Annotated in this window: 15 protein-coding genes; all 15 read right to left on the bottom strand. The window is 38.5% G+C overall.

Going from position 1 to position 14,745, the window contains the following annotated elements; translation table 11 throughout:
• Positions 1-5: 5 nt before the first annotated feature.
• Positions 6-983 carry an NAD-dependent epimerase/dehydratase family protein gene (locus tag ATS74_RS15245; protein WP_058549802.1) on the bottom strand — a complete coding sequence of 326 codons (978 nt, stop codon included), beginning with the start codon at positions 981-983 and terminating at the stop codon, positions 6-8.
• On the bottom strand, positions 976-2,181 hold the full coding sequence (locus ATS74_RS15240; RefSeq protein WP_161936780.1) for an O-antigen ligase family protein: 1,206 nt from the start codon (positions 2,179-2,181) through the stop codon (positions 976-978). Before ATS74_RS15240 ends, ATS74_RS15245 begins: the two co-directional genes overlap by 8 nt.
• A gap of 54 nt (positions 2,182-2,235) precedes the next feature.
• Positions 2,236-3,123, bottom strand: coding sequence for a UTP--glucose-1-phosphate uridylyltransferase GalU (galU, locus tag ATS74_RS15235; RefSeq protein WP_058549719.1), 888 nt, complete (start codon positions 3,121-3,123; stop codon positions 2,236-2,238).
• A gap of 357 nt (positions 3,124-3,480) precedes the next feature.
• Positions 3,481-5,340 (bottom strand): alkaline phosphatase D family protein, encoded by a 1,860-nt coding sequence (locus tag ATS74_RS15230; RefSeq protein WP_058549718.1) that lies wholly within the window; start codon positions 5,338-5,340, stop codon positions 3,481-3,483.
• 4 nt (positions 5,341-5,344) lie between these two features.
• A complete protein-coding gene (locus ATS74_RS15225; protein ID WP_058549717.1) occupies positions 5,345-6,124 on the bottom strand; it encodes a TatD family hydrolase in 780 nt (259 codons plus the stop codon).
• 97 nt (positions 6,125-6,221) lie between these two features.
• Positions 6,222-6,548, bottom strand: coding sequence for a PilZ domain-containing protein (locus tag ATS74_RS15220; protein ID WP_058549716.1), 327 nt, complete (start codon positions 6,546-6,548; stop codon positions 6,222-6,224).
• A gap of 8 nt (positions 6,549-6,556) precedes the next feature.
• Positions 6,557-7,471: a DNA polymerase III subunit gene (locus tag ATS74_RS15215; RefSeq protein ID WP_058549715.1), complete on the bottom strand. Its 915-nt coding sequence runs from the start codon at positions 7,469-7,471 to the stop codon at positions 6,557-6,559.
• A gap of 1 nt (position 7,472) precedes the next feature.
• Entirely contained in the window at positions 7,473-8,099 is a 627-nt protein-coding gene (gene tmk, locus ATS74_RS15210; protein WP_058549714.1) for a dTMP kinase, read from the bottom strand.
• 7 nt (positions 8,100-8,106) lie between these two features.
• On the bottom strand, positions 8,107-9,093 hold the full coding sequence (gene mltG, locus ATS74_RS15205; RefSeq protein ID WP_058549713.1) for an endolytic transglycosylase MltG: 987 nt from the start codon (positions 9,091-9,093) through the stop codon (positions 8,107-8,109).
• Positions 9,087-9,890 (bottom strand): aminodeoxychorismate lyase, encoded by an 804-nt coding sequence (gene pabC, locus ATS74_RS15200; protein ID WP_058549712.1) that lies wholly within the window; start codon positions 9,888-9,890, stop codon positions 9,087-9,089. The genes mltG and pabC overlap by 7 nt, the downstream gene beginning before the upstream one ends.
• 70 nt (positions 9,891-9,960) lie before the next feature.
• Positions 9,961-11,199 carry a beta-ketoacyl-ACP synthase II gene (gene fabF / locus ATS74_RS15195; protein ID WP_058549711.1) on the bottom strand — a complete coding sequence of 413 codons (1,239 nt, stop codon included), beginning with the start codon at positions 11,197-11,199 and terminating at the stop codon, positions 9,961-9,963.
• 272 nt (positions 11,200-11,471) lie between these two features.
• Positions 11,472-11,708 carry an acyl carrier protein gene (gene acpP, locus ATS74_RS15190; protein WP_002962377.1) on the bottom strand — a complete coding sequence of 79 codons (237 nt, stop codon included), beginning with the start codon at positions 11,706-11,708 and terminating at the stop codon, positions 11,472-11,474.
• Between the two features lie 250 nt (positions 11,709-11,958).
• Positions 11,959-12,705: a 3-oxoacyl-ACP reductase FabG gene (fabG, locus tag ATS74_RS15185; RefSeq protein ID WP_058549710.1), complete on the bottom strand. Its 747-nt coding sequence runs from the start codon at positions 12,703-12,705 to the stop codon at positions 11,959-11,961.
• 11 nt (positions 12,706-12,716) lie between these two features.
• Positions 12,717-13,643, bottom strand: a complete 927-nt coding sequence (fabD, locus tag ATS74_RS15180) for an ACP S-malonyltransferase (protein WP_058549709.1) — start codon at positions 13,641-13,643, stop codon at positions 12,717-12,719.
• A 57-nt stretch (positions 13,644-13,700) separates the two neighbouring features.
• The gene (plsX, locus tag ATS74_RS15175; RefSeq protein ID WP_058549708.1) at positions 13,701-14,738 is read right to left on the bottom strand and encodes a phosphate acyltransferase PlsX; all 1,038 of its coding nucleotides are present in this window, start codon (positions 14,736-14,738) and stop codon (positions 13,701-13,703) included.
• Positions 14,739-14,745 lie beyond the last annotated feature (7 nt).

The raw sequence follows: 14,745 nt of genomic DNA, 5'->3' as shown, positions 1-14,745 counted from the left end.
CCTATCTAATTAAACTTTCCATTTGTGGCAGATGACCATTTGTTTAATGCAACCTCAACTCCGCCATCAAACTTTTTACCTTTTGATACTAACCAGCCTGGGTAAACATCAGTAGATTTCACTAATTTCATTACTCTATCGGGATGGATCCCAATATTGAACGCATTAAACAAGCGCAAAGTTTTTGCCACTCCAAGAACAAAAGCTTTTGGTAACATGACCGTTTTCACATTTTCAAAATGATTAGACTGAAAAGTTATTATGATATCTTCTAGAGTGTAGCCCTGGTGGTATGCACCATTAAACGTAATCAGTGTTTGGTTTTGTTCTTCAGCAAAATTAATAGCCTCAAGTAGATCATCTACGTATATGCACGCTTTAATGGTATTCTTTCTTCCTGGATAAATAAATATGCCTTTACTAAGTAATGTTGCCAACCTAGTAAAGTTACCACCTTCGCCAGGCCCAAATACAACTGCTGGTCTTACTATTACTAAACGTTTATTTTTTAAATCTTTATTAAGCCATTCTTTATGGATTTTCTCTGCAATCATCTTAGAATAGCCATAAGAGGACTCTGGTTGTAATACGGTTTCTTCAGTTTTTTGCTCTTCGCTGGGCCCATAGACTGAAATCGAACTAGTAAAAACTATATGCTCAATACCTGCTCTTTCTGCATATTTACATACTTCAATTGCACCACATACATTTGTTTCATAGTACTCATGGTGTTCATGCCCTGGAGTAGTATGAATAGCTGCAAAATTATAAATTTTTTCAACACCATCAAACTTCTCTAAAGAAGATAGATCCCTTACATCTGCTAAGATGTAATTTACACTTTCTCGTTTAACCTTAGGCTTTTTAATATCCACTGAAATAATTTTTTTACATCCTTGAGCTATAAGCTTGTCAATAAGGTGAGAACCTATAAAACCTGAGCCGCCAAAAATAACTACACCTTTAAGTACTTCATCACTCATAACTTTCATCTTCCTTTAAATAAACCCAGGATATACACATAAAAAAGTGGATAATCGTAAACTGTTCAAACCAAACAGCTTCTAAAAACGTTTGTAAAAACATGTAACTCAAAATCAATATTGCAAAGAAATGAGAACTACCTAAGTGAATGTGTTCTAAATCGAATATCCTACTTATAAATATTACAATTAAATATAAATATAGAAACAAACCTAATAAACCTAGCTCAACTGCCACATCTACGTACATGTTATGAAAATTAAACCCAGCTCCTGACGGGACGTGGTGCAAAGCCCAAATATCCTCAGCTATATTATTCCCAACGTAAAATAGACTTTGGAAGCCGACTCCTAAAATAGGGCTCTCTTTTATCAGAGATACACCTCTCTCCCATAAGTGGGTTCGACCAGTCAATGTAGGGTCTTTACCTACGCTATACATTAACTCATTAAAACTTCCGTTTATAAGTGAATAAACCAATAAGAACATGCAAAATATAAATACAAAAGTTATAAGCCAATTAAACTTTCCCCTAGTAAATTTATCTAGAGATAAGTTCTGATAAAAAATAATAACTAAACTTATAAATACACTACCTATGACAAAAATAATCGCGCCCAATGACTTTGCTTTAACTAACACTAAAGTTGACGTAAGTAGTAATACAGCCCCTAATAATCGACTAAAAATATCAATTTTATTATTCATCGTTAGTGTAAGTGCTAATGCAATACACATAGATGTATTTGCAGCTAGATAATTTTTACTACCAAAAATACCAATTAAACTTATTTCGCCTGTCATCCCATTTAAAGCAGTTCTGGATGAAAGCAAGCTCATCACCATTGCAATTAACATAATAAAAGCTGAGGCTCTTAAAAATAAATTAAGTGGTAAACGGCTAGCGATAACAACAGCATAAATAGTAGTCAGCAATAATTGTATATTTGCTCTTAATGCTGTAGCGGGAATATCAGACCAAACCACCGAAGCTAAACACAAACCCGGTATTAAAAATAATTCCCAGTTTATTCTGCACACTTTTAATGTATAGGTAATTCCAGATGCAGCATAAACTGTACCAGCTATTAAAAATGTTAAAGCAGCGAGAGCCCCAAACATCGTATTAAACAGTAATGAACCAACAGCTAATGATGCCCAAATTGAAGCGTATAAATAATCTTTTTTTATAAGCATTATAACCTTAGCTACAGCCATTCCATTTAAAAAATAACAATATTAAACAGTGAGTTAGATTAGTTTTCTTATTTGTTCTGTAAATTCTTTACCAAGGTGACTTGATTGCATAGCATATTCAACATTTGCAAGCATATAACCAAGTTTAGATCCGCAATCATGTGATTTGCCTTTTAAATGATATGCCTCTAGCGTTTCTAAATGACGAAGCTGCAGTAATGCATCAGTTAACTGAATCTCTCCACCAGCTCCGGGTGGGGTGTATTCTAATAAATCCCAAATTGCAGTTGAAACAACATAGCGCCCTGTAATCGCTAAATTGCTTGGTGCTTCATCATTATTTGGTTTTTCAACCATATTTTTAATAGCAGCACTTTCGCCTGCTTTAATTTTTTTACCCGCAAGGTCTACAACACCATATTGATGAACTTGCTCATGTGGTACAGCTTCGACCATTACTTGGTTGTGACCTGTTTTATCAAAGCGATCAATCATTTGACTTAAGTTGTCTTTTTTAGCGTCTGATTGGTATTTGTCGATAATTACATCTGGTAGCATAACTGCAAATGGATTTTCGCCAACTATAGGGCGAGCAGCTAATACAGCATGTCCAAGCCCTAAGGGAGCTGACTGCCTTACTGAAATTACAGTTACATCTTTCGGTACTATAGAACGCACTTCTTCTAAAAGACTACGTTTTACTCGTGCCTCAAGCGTAGCCTCTAGCTCGAAGCTAGTATCAAAATGGTTTTCAATCGAGTTTTTGGATGCATGTGTTACAAGTACAATTTCTTTTATTCCTGCAGCTACGGCTTCATTTACTACATATTGAATCAGCGGCTTGTCCACAAGAGGGAGCATTTCTTTAGGGATGGCTTTTGTCGCGGGCAGCATGCGTGTTCCAAGGCCTGCGACTGGCAATACTGCTTTTAATACTTTCACTTTAATTCCTTTTATTTTGCTTTATGAAAGCACAAAAAAGGAATTAAAAAATTTAAAATCCTTATATATGTACTTCACTTACCATGTGAATTTTTATTATACACACCACAAGAATCTACTCAATAAAAAAAAGCATCCTTTTTGATGTTTTTATGTTAATTTTTTGTTGCACCACATTGGGTTTTTTATGCACTGTATTAGTGCGATAAAGCTTGTACTTTAAAAGTTTATTTTACTGTACTAAAAACACTCATAATATCCGTAAAATAACTTAAGAAGGATACACGGTAAAATTTTTTAATCTGTAACTTTAAAGAAACAGCTCTTACAGTTACAAGGGAAGCTCTTTAGAACAAACTACTGCTCTTCTAAATCAAACTCAGTTAAATGGCCGTCGCCGTGGATTAGTTGGTAGCGGGCTAAATTTCCTTGCTCTAATGTAATTAAGCTAATGGCGGAGTCGCTTACTAAATACTTTTGCCCTTCGCCTTTAGTTTGGTGTTTATCTACTTCCATGTGCCAGCGTTTCGTAAAAAAGTTAAGCGGGCTTTTGGGGCTGTATAATATTGAATCGAGCTTATCAAGTACGTTAATTAGCTTACGCGGGAATTCGTTTTTGATACCGCTAGCGGTGAGTTGCCATATTCTGTTGGGATGGTCACCAAAACGCTTTTGCACTGAAAAGCAAAATGAATAATGCACATCGCCCGATAAAATAAGAGTTTCGTTTGGGGTATCGGTTCGTCTAAAGGTATCGAGTAGTTTTTTAGCTGAGCCCTCGTGAGCCATCCAGTTTTCTACATCAACCATAAGCGGTTGGCCGCACATATTAAACGCGGCTTGTATTGCCTCTATTGATTTAACACCAAAAACAGGGGCTGGTGATACGATAATCACTTTATCATGGCTTAGTAAGCTCTCTTCAAGCTCTGTGAGTCTTTCCCAGTCGAGCAACCCTGAAGGCTCATTAAAGTTACTCTCATTACGCCATCGGTGTGTGCGGGTATCTAGCACAACAACTTTAGGTATTGTTGTTAACTCGTAATGCCAATAATTAAAATTGTTTAAAGGTTTATCAAACGCTTGTAGCTGCCAAACATTATTAGCGGATTTACTTTGCTTAAAAGGCGTTAATAGCTCACCTGTTTTTATTAGTGCGTCATTCCCCATTCCTTGAAATAGCCAATAGCTAATTAAGCCATTATTAATAATTCGCTTACTGCACGGGTTTTGATTTATAGCTTGCTCCCACCCTGCAGTAAGGTTCCAATCGTCGGTTACATCATGATCGTCAAATATCATTAAAGTAGATACATTCGCAAATAAACGCTCTACTTCGTTTAGACCTTTCGCATAGTCAATCAGCGCTGTTTTTTCGGCATTAAAAATGGTCTGATTTTTTGAACTTTCACCTAAGTAACTCGCTTCTTTAATATTTACACATTGCCAAGCTAATGCACTAAAATTTAGTAAATATAGAGCAATGTACTCTTCAAAGTGAATTAGGTGGTTGTAGGCTTTTACACTAGAGAAATGCGGCTCGTCTTTTTTAAGCCAATAGCCAACACCTAGTTTAGGACGCTTTTGCCAAGGTGTTTTTGGTAAATATAAATGGCGATTATAAAGCTGATCGTTAATATCATCTGGCAGATTAAGCGCTAAGGTTTGCTCTTTATAAATACCCAAAGCTTCAATTAATTGGTGAATAACTAATAACATAGGGCCCGCTACGTCATCAGCATAAACCTGATCACCGCTTAATAATAAAAGTTGAGCGCCTTGGTTATTATTTTCGCGCCTTGTATTTTGCCACTCGCTTGCAGACACCAAACTATCTTTTGCTGGGTGGTGCGCATTACGGCACGAGCCATGTAGTATATTTGTAAGTTTATTAGGTATTACAAACGCAGGCGCAGATTGGCTTGAATAACACCAAGGGGATAAATCAACTAAGCTGCCATCTATAATAAGTTCATAGCTTAATAAGCTATCAAGAGGGAATATAGTACTTACCGGTTTTATAATTACAAAGTGTAAATATAAGTGCTGACCTAAGGCTACCGTTTGTTGATCGCTATAGCTTTCGAGTTCGAGGAGGTTTATTTGGCAGCTAGCGGGTTTAGAGGTGGCAAACTGAATACACACACCCGTTTGCTCTGCACGGCGCACCATTGGCCCCATTAGTAAAATAGGAAGTAGCGCCGTATCAGTAATCATGTAGTTAGCCTTTAGCTGCTAATTTAAATAAAGAATAGAAGTTATCGGTAGTTGCTTTAGCAAGCTCGTTAAAGTTAATGCCTTTAAGCTCGCTAATGTAATAGGCTACATCTTCAACATAGGCTGGCTGATTTGTTTTGCCTCGGTACGGGACTGGCGCTAAATACGGCGAATCGGTTTCGATAAGTAATCTATCAAGTGGGATTTGTTTTACTACTTCTTTCAGTTCAACTGCATTTTTAAAAGTAACAATACCCGATATTGAAATATAAAAGCCCATATCAATTGCTTTTTTTGCCATATCCCAATCTTCTGTAAAGCAATGCAGTACGCCACCGCAATTTTCTGCTTTATGTTCTCGCATTAAATTAATTGTATCTTCTCGCGCATCGCGAGTATGGATTATTAAAGGCTTTTGTAATTCGTTTGCTACTTCTATGTGGCCAACAAAACTTGCTTGTTGAACTGCATGCGTATCTTTTGAGTAGTAATAATCAAGCCCCGTTTCGCCAATAGCGACTACTTTTTGGTGCGAAGCTAAATCGATTAATTGCTGTTTGTTAAGCGCGTCTTTTTGATCAAGCGGGTGTACACCACATGAAGCTGAAACATCATCGTAGTGTTTTATTTTATCAAGCATGCTTGGGAATTGGTCAAGCGTTACACTCACGCATAAGAAGTGTTCAACTTGCTTTGCACGTGCTTTATCAAGTACTTGGTCAAGGTTTAAATCTAGTTTATCAAAATCAAGACGATCTAAATGGCAATGAGAATCTACAATCACTATATGGCCTGTATTGTTTTATGGTTTTAAGTTACTAATTAAAGAGCACTAATAGCTCAATAAAGTTGAAATGGCATAAACTTATATATGCTTAAAACTACATGGTATACGTAGGATTACCGGAGTTTAACATAGTCCCTAATAGCTTTTCGATTTTAGCATTTAAGTTTGTTTTATCATCTAAGAAACTAATGCCTATGCCTGGTGGATTAGAGCTCTGTGCACCTTGCGGGGTGATCCACGCGACCTTACCCGTTACTACATCGTCCTCTAGGGCATCGGGTAAAGTGACGCGAAGCGCCAAAGAATGCCCTACTTCGTAACGCATGTTAGTACGTACAAATAGGCCGCCTTTTTTTAAATAAGGCATGTAACAACTATACAACTCATCTAAATCATCTATATCTACTAAAAGCTCTTGCATAATAAATCCTATTGATTGCGTAACGTGTGTGCTAATCGCGATACAGCAAGCGGTAAATTAAGGCCCAGTACTTGAATATTATTTTGTAAAAATTCAGCTAATGCATGCTGTGCATTTTGGTAAGAGTCAAAGCTCATACCCTGTAAAAGCTGCTGCTTTAATTGCTCACTTAAAAACAACGTAAATATACGTACTAGCTCTGGCTGCTTATTTATTATATCGACTAACGCATTGAAATTATGGCTTTGTTTAAAGTCAGTTGCAAACTTATAAAGTGTATCAATATTATTTAGTTGTTCTTGCTCTTGCCACTTTTTTATTTGCAGTGGTTGGTTATAAAAAAGAGTGAGCCAACTAAAATGTTGGATTTCTAACGTTTGTAGCCATTGCTCTGCAAGTGCGGTATTTGTTACTTTTACCTCACTTTTAGCGCAGCGGCTTAAAATAGTGGCTGGAAGCTGTGCAGGCTGACTTGTTGTTAAGATTAAAAAGCGGCTATTGGTTGGTTCTTCAAGCGTTTTTAATAATGCATTAGCCGCAGCAACGGTCATTTTTTCACAGTTTTCTATAATGGCGACTTTGTTACCATTTTGCGCAGCTGAATGATTCATAAAATCACTGATACCGCGTATATCATCTACGCCAATACTTTGCCCATCAACTTGCGTTAACCGCTTATCAGGGTGATTACCCGCAAGCGTTAGTGAGCAGCTTTTACAGTGCCCGCAAGGCTTGAGCAAACCATTATCAGACGTTATTTCCTCATTAATATTTTGACATAAAAGTGCATTGGCAAGCTCATCACTAAGTGCGAATTTACCCACGCCTACAGGCCCACAAAATAATTGCGCATGATGAAATCGATTTGCACGAAAGCTTTGTACTAAGCGAACTTGAGTATCATGTAGCCATGGCAATGCCATATTATTTTAAGCCTTCAAAAAACGTGTGTAGTACGTTAGTTATATCGCGATGTACTTTATCAATACTTTGGTTTGCATCGACTGTTTTTATTGTATTATCGTCATTTGCAAGCTCAACATAACGCATACGCGTACGCTGAAAAAATTCAATGGCTTCTTGCTCTATTCTATCAAGCTCACCACGGCCTTTTGCTCGCTCAAGGCCAATAACTGGGTCTATATCAAGATAAATAGTTAAATCGGGTTTTAACCCTTTTAATACCATAGACGAAAGTGAGGCCAATGTATTAGAGCTAATACCACGCCCTCCACCTTGATATGCCTGAGACGATAAATCGTGGCGATCTGCAAGTACCCATTGGCCTTTATCAAGCGCTGGATTAATTACGTTATGCATTAACTGAGAGCGCGCCGCGTACATAATAAGTAGCTCAGTTTCAAAAGCGATTTCTTCTTCGTGTTCAGCTTTTACAAGCGTTCGTAATGATTCAGCTAAAGGCGTACCACCTGGTTCGCGGACATTGATAAAGTCTATTTTTTGCTTGTTTAAAAAGTCTTGGCATAGCGAAATCGCTGTGGATTTACCTGCGCCTTCAAGGCCTTCTATTACTATAAATTTTGGTTTCATAAAAAAGTTAGTTCTTTTTATTTAAAATATAAGTGTTAACTGCCACATTGTGCTGCTTTAATGTGGTTGAAAATTGATGACTACCATCGCCTTTTGAAACAAAGTATACATAGTCACTTTGCGGCGGGTTAACGGCGGCTAAAATAGCAGCTTTAGATGGCATTGCTATCGGTGTTGGTGGCAAGCCATTAATACGATATGTGTTGTATGGTGTGTAATCGCGTAAATCTTTACTTTTAATATCACCATCAAAATCTGCGCCTATTCCGTATATGACGGTAGGATCGGTTTGCAACCGCATATTCGTATTTAATCTATTTACAAAAGCTGAGGCTATTAACGGGCGCTCGCTGGCAAGGCCGGTTTCTTTTTCTATTATTGAAGCCATTATCAACGCTTTATAAGCTGTATCATAAGGTAAATCGTCACTGCGCTCGTGCCATGCATCTTCCAGCACTTGCTGCATTTTAACCGCTGCACGTTTTAATACACTGCTTGCTGTGTCGTTATTATGATAGTGATAGGTATCTGGGAATAACCAGCCTTCTAAGTACATATCGCTGTTGAGAATTTGCATACTTAGCGCATCGTCTTTTAAATCGTTTTGTAAGTTATTTGCTTTTTTTATAGCCTCAAGTACTTCACGTAAGTTTTGTCCTTCAATAATGGTAAAACTAAAACTTACTTGATCCCCTTTATTAATTTTTTTTATATTGGTGATCACACTATCTGAAGTGAGTTCATAAAGCCCTGCTTTTAAATCGGTAAGGGTGGGATCTAACTTAGCCACGACTTGATAGCGCCAACAGCTTTCTAGCCAGCCTTTAGCTTGCCATTGTTTACATAACTGGTTAAAACCTGTGCCTTTTTTTACTTCAAAATGAGTGTTCGTCGAGACTAACAAAGGGCTTGTTATAGTGGCTTGTAACTGCTGATATCCTACAATCGTGGTAATAATCGCTAGTAGTAATACCGATAAAGTAACTTTTAACACTTAGCCTCCTTGGCTAATAATTCTTTTAATAGCAACTGACTTTTTGATACATCAAATATACACGACCCAATGCTTTTAACCGGTATGGCCGCCATTAGGCTATTACATACAAAAACAGCGTCTGCTTGTATTAAATCCTCAACGCTAACCACTTTAAATTCAATAGCTAATTTATCACATAACGATTGCAGATAAACCCCTTTGATCCCGCACTCCTCAAGCTTTGGAGTAAAAACACGGCCCCCTTTAATCGCAAATATATTAGCCGCAGAGGCTTCAATAACATTATTGTTATAATCAAGTACTATAACGTCATCGCAGCTTTCATTCTGCATAGCTTTTTTTATTAAAATTTGCTCTAAACGATTAAGAGTTTTAAGGCCAGCAAGTAAAGGCTGAGCCGCTAATTTAATAGGGCTTATTGCTAGGCTTACACCATCTTGATGCAGGCTCAAATAATTTTGAGGATAGGCAGCAACATTGAGTAGAATCGTTAAATTACACTCAGTAGGTAAGCTATAACCCCGTCCGCCTTCTCCGCGAGTAACAACAATCTTAAGCACATTTAGTTTGTATGATTGAATACAATTGCCTATGCGCTCTTCTAGCTCAGTAAAATTAATATTTGGAAAGCCAAGCCTTTGCGCGCATTCAGTTAAACGTGCTTTATGATATGGCCAATACTGCACTTTTCCATCAACAACTTTAGCTGTAGTAAAAAAGCCATCACCATAATTTAAGCCTCTATCTTGGGTGCTTAAAGTGCTATTTTGATCTGTCGTTATTATTGTTTGCATTTAATTTGGCATATAAAAAAAGCCCAGTTAAACAACTGAGCTTTTATAATTTCGTTCGTTGTTAAAAAGATTATACCTTTTTAAATAGCAACGAGCCATTAGTACCACCAAAACCAAACGAGTTACATAAAGCAAAGTCCAACTTTGCATCACGTGCAGTATGAGCAATGTAATCTAAATCACAGCCTTCATCTGGGTTATCAAGGTTAATGGTTGGCGACACTTTTTGATCAGTTAACGATAAAATAGAAATAATCGATTCAACCGAGCCTGCAGCCCCTAGCAAGTGACCCATCATTGATTTAGATGAGCCTACCATTACATCTTTTGCGGCATTGCCAAAAATAGATTTAACAGCTGCAGTTTCTGCTTTATCGCCAGCATTGGTAGATGTACCGTGCGCGTTAATATAACCAACTTGCTCTGCATTTACTTGAGCATCGCTTAATGCATTTTGCATAGCAAGCGCAGCCCCTGCACCGTCTTCTGGTGGTGAAGTCATATGGTATGCGTCGCCGCTCATACCAAAGCCAACCAGCTCAGCATAAATTTTAGCGCCACGCGCTTTAGCGTGTTCGTACTCTTCAACTACAACAACACCTGCGCCGTCTGAAAGCACAAAACCATCTCGGTCTTTGTCCCACGGGCGAGAAGCTGCTTGTGGGTCGTCATTACGTGTAGATAACGCACGAGCTGCATTAAAGCCGCCCATACCAATTGGTGTACACGCTTTTTCTGCACCACCGGCAACCATTGCATCGGCATCACCGTATGCAATCATGCGCGCTGCATGGCCTATGTTATGCAACCCCGTAGTACAAGCAGTAACAATAGAGATGTTAGGACCACGAAGCCCATGCATCATTGATAAATGACCCGAAATCATATTTATTATGGTAGAAGGCACATAAAATGGAGAAAGCTTTCGAGGGCCACTATTAAGTAGCTTAATGTGGTTCTCTTCAATGAGTGTAAGACCACCAATACCTGAGCCAACTGCTACACCAATACGTGTTGCGTTTTGTTCAGTGATTTCAAGGCCTGAATCTTTAAAGGCTTGAACACCCGCCGCAATACCGTACTGAATAAACAAGTCCATTTTTTTAGTATCTTTCGCTGACATGTATGCAGTTGCATCAAAGTCATTAATTAAACCAGCGAATTTAGTACCAAATTTTGATGTATCAAAGTGTGTTATTGTTTGAATACCACTTTTACCATCTAATAAGCCTTGCCAGGTTGATTGAACATCATTACCTAGCGGCGTCAACATTCCTAAGCCAGTTACGACGACTCGACGTTTAGCCACGGTTTGCCTCCAATAAGGGATATTTTCACCAATTGATTAAAATATTATTATTTTAGTAAGCTTATTAACTTACTAAGTTTAAATCGAATTGGTATTACAAAGGGAATTCATACCCAAGCGACCTCAAAGTGCGAGTCTCAAACTCTACTAAATACGTGCTTTAAAAAACACATGCATTAACGATAAACAAGGGTGAGTTTGAATCATGAACTTTGAGGTGGTTTGGATATAAAAATTAAAGGCAGCGAATGCTGCCTTTAACTTGCGATTAATTACTCAGCGTGAGCTGTAACGTAATCGATAGCAGTTTGTACTGTAGTGATCTTCTCAGCTTCTTCATCTGGGATCTCAGTGTCAAACTCTTCTTCAAGAGCCATAACTAGTTCAACAGTATCAAGAGAATCTGCACCTAGGTCATCTACGAAAGAAGATTCGTTTTTAACTTCTTCTTCTTTAACACCTAGTTGTTCAATGATAATTTTCTTTACGCGTTCTTGGATATCGCTCATTCTTCTTTCCTTTATTAAAAACGCCAATGCGTTATTTTCAGATTGCGGCGTAGTTTACGCCGCATAATTCTCTGATTCAATGATTTGACCATAAATAATTGTCTGGTCAAACCTCTGAGTGTCTATTTTGTCTTTTATCGCTTATTTTCACAGCGATTTCAAGTATGTTTAAAGCAAGATCACAAAAAATTCAATCTTTTTAAGGTAACTTACTTAACTTAATTTAGTGGCAATGTAGGTATAATGGTTATTAAACCATGTACATCGCGCCATTTACGTGCAAAGTTTCGCCTGATACGTACGCAGCTGCGTCAGATGCTAAATAACACACAGCAGCTGCAATCTCATCTGGCTGACCTAAACGACCCGCAGGTACATTAGCAAGCGTAGCTGCTTTTTGATCGTCAGTTAAATCATCTGTCATATCGGTTTGAATAAAGCCAGGCGCAACCACATTTACTGTAATTCCGCGTGATGCAACTTCACGTGCAAGTGACTTAGAAAAACCAATTACGCCAGCCTTTGCCGCAGCGTAATTAGCTTGCCCAGCATTACCCATAGTGCCCACAACTGAGCCTATGTTAATGATACGGCCATTTTTCTTCTTCATCATTGGACGTAAAACTGCTTTTGACAAACGAAAGATAGAGCTTAAGTTAGTATCGATAATATCGTCCCACTCGTTCTCTTTCATACGCATTAATAAATTATCGCGAGTAATACCCGCGTTATTTACTAGTACATCAACATCACCAAAATCGGCCTTAATCGCGGCAAGTGTAGTCTCAATCGAAGCAGGTTCAGTTACGTTTAGCGCATAGCCTTTACCGTTATCAGCTAAATATTCACTAATTTTAGCTGCGCCTGATTCACTCGTCGCAGTACCCGCTACTTTTGCACCTTGCGCTACGAGTGTATTAGCTATTGCTTTACCAATACCACGACTAGCACCTGTAATAAGGACAACTTTGCCCTCTAAAGAAAATAAATTAGTCATTATATATACTCTTATTTAGCAGCATCGATTGATGCGGCATCATTTACTGAGCCACAAACCATTGCCTTATCAATTCGTTTTGCAAGACCAGTTAACACTTTACCTGGGCCAAATTCGTAGCTTTGCGTTATACCTTGTGCAACCAAAGCTTGTACTGTTTCAGTCCAGCGCACTGGGCTATATAATTGACGTACTAATGCATCTTTAATTGCATCCGCTGTACTTTCTGCTTTTACATCAACATTATTAATTACATCACACTTAGGTGTATTAAATGTTAAAGCAGCGAGATCATTAGCCAGTTTTTCTGCTGCTGGTTTCATTAGCTCACAATGCGACGGTACACTTACGCTCAGTGGTAATGCACGTTTTGCACCCGCGTCTTTACATGCTTGCGATGCTCTATCTACAGCCGCTTTGTGCCCTGCAATAACAACTTGACCTGGTGAGTTATAATTTACCGGAGAAACAACTTCGCCCTGCGCTGATTGGTCACATGCAGCTTTAATTTCGTCATCGCCCAAACCTATAATAGCGGCCATAGAGCCTACGCCCGCAGGTACTGCTTCTTGCATGTATAAACCACGGTTTTCAACAAGCTTTACCGCTTCGCTCAAGCTTACAACGTCGCTACATACTAAAGCTGAATATTCACCCAAGCTGTGCCCTGCCATTACAATTTCTGCATGTGGATTTTCTGCTAACCAATGACGGTAAATAGCCACACTTGCAGTTAATAATGCAGGTTGAGTACGGTGAGTTTGGTTAAGGCTTTTTTCTGGGCCATTAAGCACAAGTGCAGCAAGGTCATAACCTAATGCGTTCGACGCCTCTGCAAATGTTGCTTTTACAATATCTGAGCTTTCTAACAGCTCGCTCAACATGCCAACGCTTTGAGAACCTTGACCTGGAAATAGAAGTGCAATTTTTTGTGCCATACTTTGCTCTTTTTAATTAAACAAAAAATAATATGTAATTAATACGGCACCTGAAATTTAATTGGCCGCCGTATCATTAGAATGTGTTTTTTCGAAAATTGCGGCTATTTTATCTGGAAGTTGGCGTTCAACTTCTTTTACCGCTTCATCGATTGCTGCTTGAAATGCTTTAGCTGATGCATTTCCATGGCTTTTAACCACAATACCGCGCAATCCTACCAGAGAAGCACCGTTATACTGGTCGGGGTTCACCCTATTATAGAGTTTTTTTATAACGGGCTTAAGAATAAAGGCCATGCATTTGTAAACTAAGTGCTTTTCAAGGGCTTTTGTAAACTTATTCATAATAAGTTTAGCAATACCTTCACAGGTTTTTAATGCGACGTTGCCAACAAACCCTTCACATACTATTACATCAGCCTTGCCTGAAAAAATATCACTGCCTTCACTATAGCCAGTGTAATTTATATAAGGGCTTTGCTGCATAAGTTGCGCGGCTTGTTTAATACCTTCATGGCCTTTTATGTCTTCTGCACCAATGTTTAGTAAACTTACTTTGGGATTTTCGCAGCCAATAGCTTGCCCAGCAACCACTGAGCCCATAATGCCAAACTGATATAATACTTCAGCATCGCAGTGTACATTTGCGCCTAAATCGAGTAAATAAACAGGGTTTTCACGTTCGGTAGGCACCGCAGATATTAATGCAGGACGCTTAACGCCTGGCAGCATTTTTAGTACGTAATGTGCCATAAAAAATAATGCACCGGTATTACCCGAGCTAACACATGCTTGAGCCTCACCTGATTTAACTAAATCAAGGGCAACACGCATAGAAGAGTCTTTTTTTGAACGCACGGCAATTGCTGGTTCGCAGGCATTAGTAACTATTTCACTACAATGGCGAATAATAAGTCTTGGATGAGATAAAGAATCGAGGGATTCGAGTTCATTTTGTATTACTTGCTCGTTACCACACAATATAAGCGTTAAATTGGCATGAGCATTTACTGCGCAAACGGCAGCGGGGATAGATGAACGGGGGCCATAATCGCCCCCCATCATATCTAACGCTATGGTTAGATTAGTCAGCATAAAAGCA

This window comes from Pseudoalteromonas sp. H103 (assembly GCF_001469205.1).
Lineage (GTDB): Bacteria > Pseudomonadota > Gammaproteobacteria > Enterobacterales > Alteromonadaceae > Pseudoalteromonas > Pseudoalteromonas carrageenovora.
The sequence above is the reverse complement of the archived record's forward strand: the minus strand, read 5'-3'. Positions and strand labels throughout refer to the sequence as shown.

Coding starts and splice junctions, on each gene's coding strand:
- ATS74_RS15245 (WP_058549802.1), bottom strand. CDS start 983: ATGAGTGATGAAGTACTTAAAGGTGTAGTTATTTTTGGCGGCTCAGGT.
- ATS74_RS15240 (WP_161936780.1), bottom strand. CDS start 2,181: ATGCTTATAAAAAAAGATTATTTATACGCTTCAATTTGGGCATCATTA.
- ATS74_RS15230 (WP_058549718.1), bottom strand. CDS start 5,340: ATGATTACTGATACGGCGCTACTTCCTATTTTACTAATGGGGCCAATG.
- ATS74_RS15220 (WP_058549716.1), bottom strand. CDS start 6,548: ATGCAAGAGCTTTTAGTAGATATAGATGATTTAGATGAGTTGTATAGT.
- ATS74_RS15215 (WP_058549715.1), bottom strand. CDS start 7,471: ATGGCATTGCCATGGCTACATGATACTCAAGTTCGCTTAGTACAAAGC.
- tmk (WP_058549714.1), bottom strand. CDS start 8,099: ATGAAACCAAAATTTATAGTAATAGAAGGCCTTGAAGGCGCAGGTAAA.
- pabC (WP_058549712.1), bottom strand. CDS start 9,890: ATGCAAACAATAATAACGACAGATCAAAATAGCACTTTAAGCACCCAA.
- acpP (WP_002962377.1), bottom strand. CDS start 11,708: ATGAGCGATATCCAAGAACGCGTAAAGAAAATTATCATTGAACAACTA.
- fabG (WP_058549710.1), bottom strand. CDS start 12,705: ATGACTAATTTATTTTCTTTAGAGGGCAAAGTTGTCCTTATTACAGGT.
- fabD (WP_058549709.1), bottom strand. CDS start 13,643: ATGGCACAAAAAATTGCACTTCTATTTCCAGGTCAAGGTTCTCAAAGC.
- plsX (WP_058549708.1), bottom strand. CDS start 14,738: ATGCTGACTAATCTAACCATAGCGTTAGATATGATGGGGGGCGATTAT.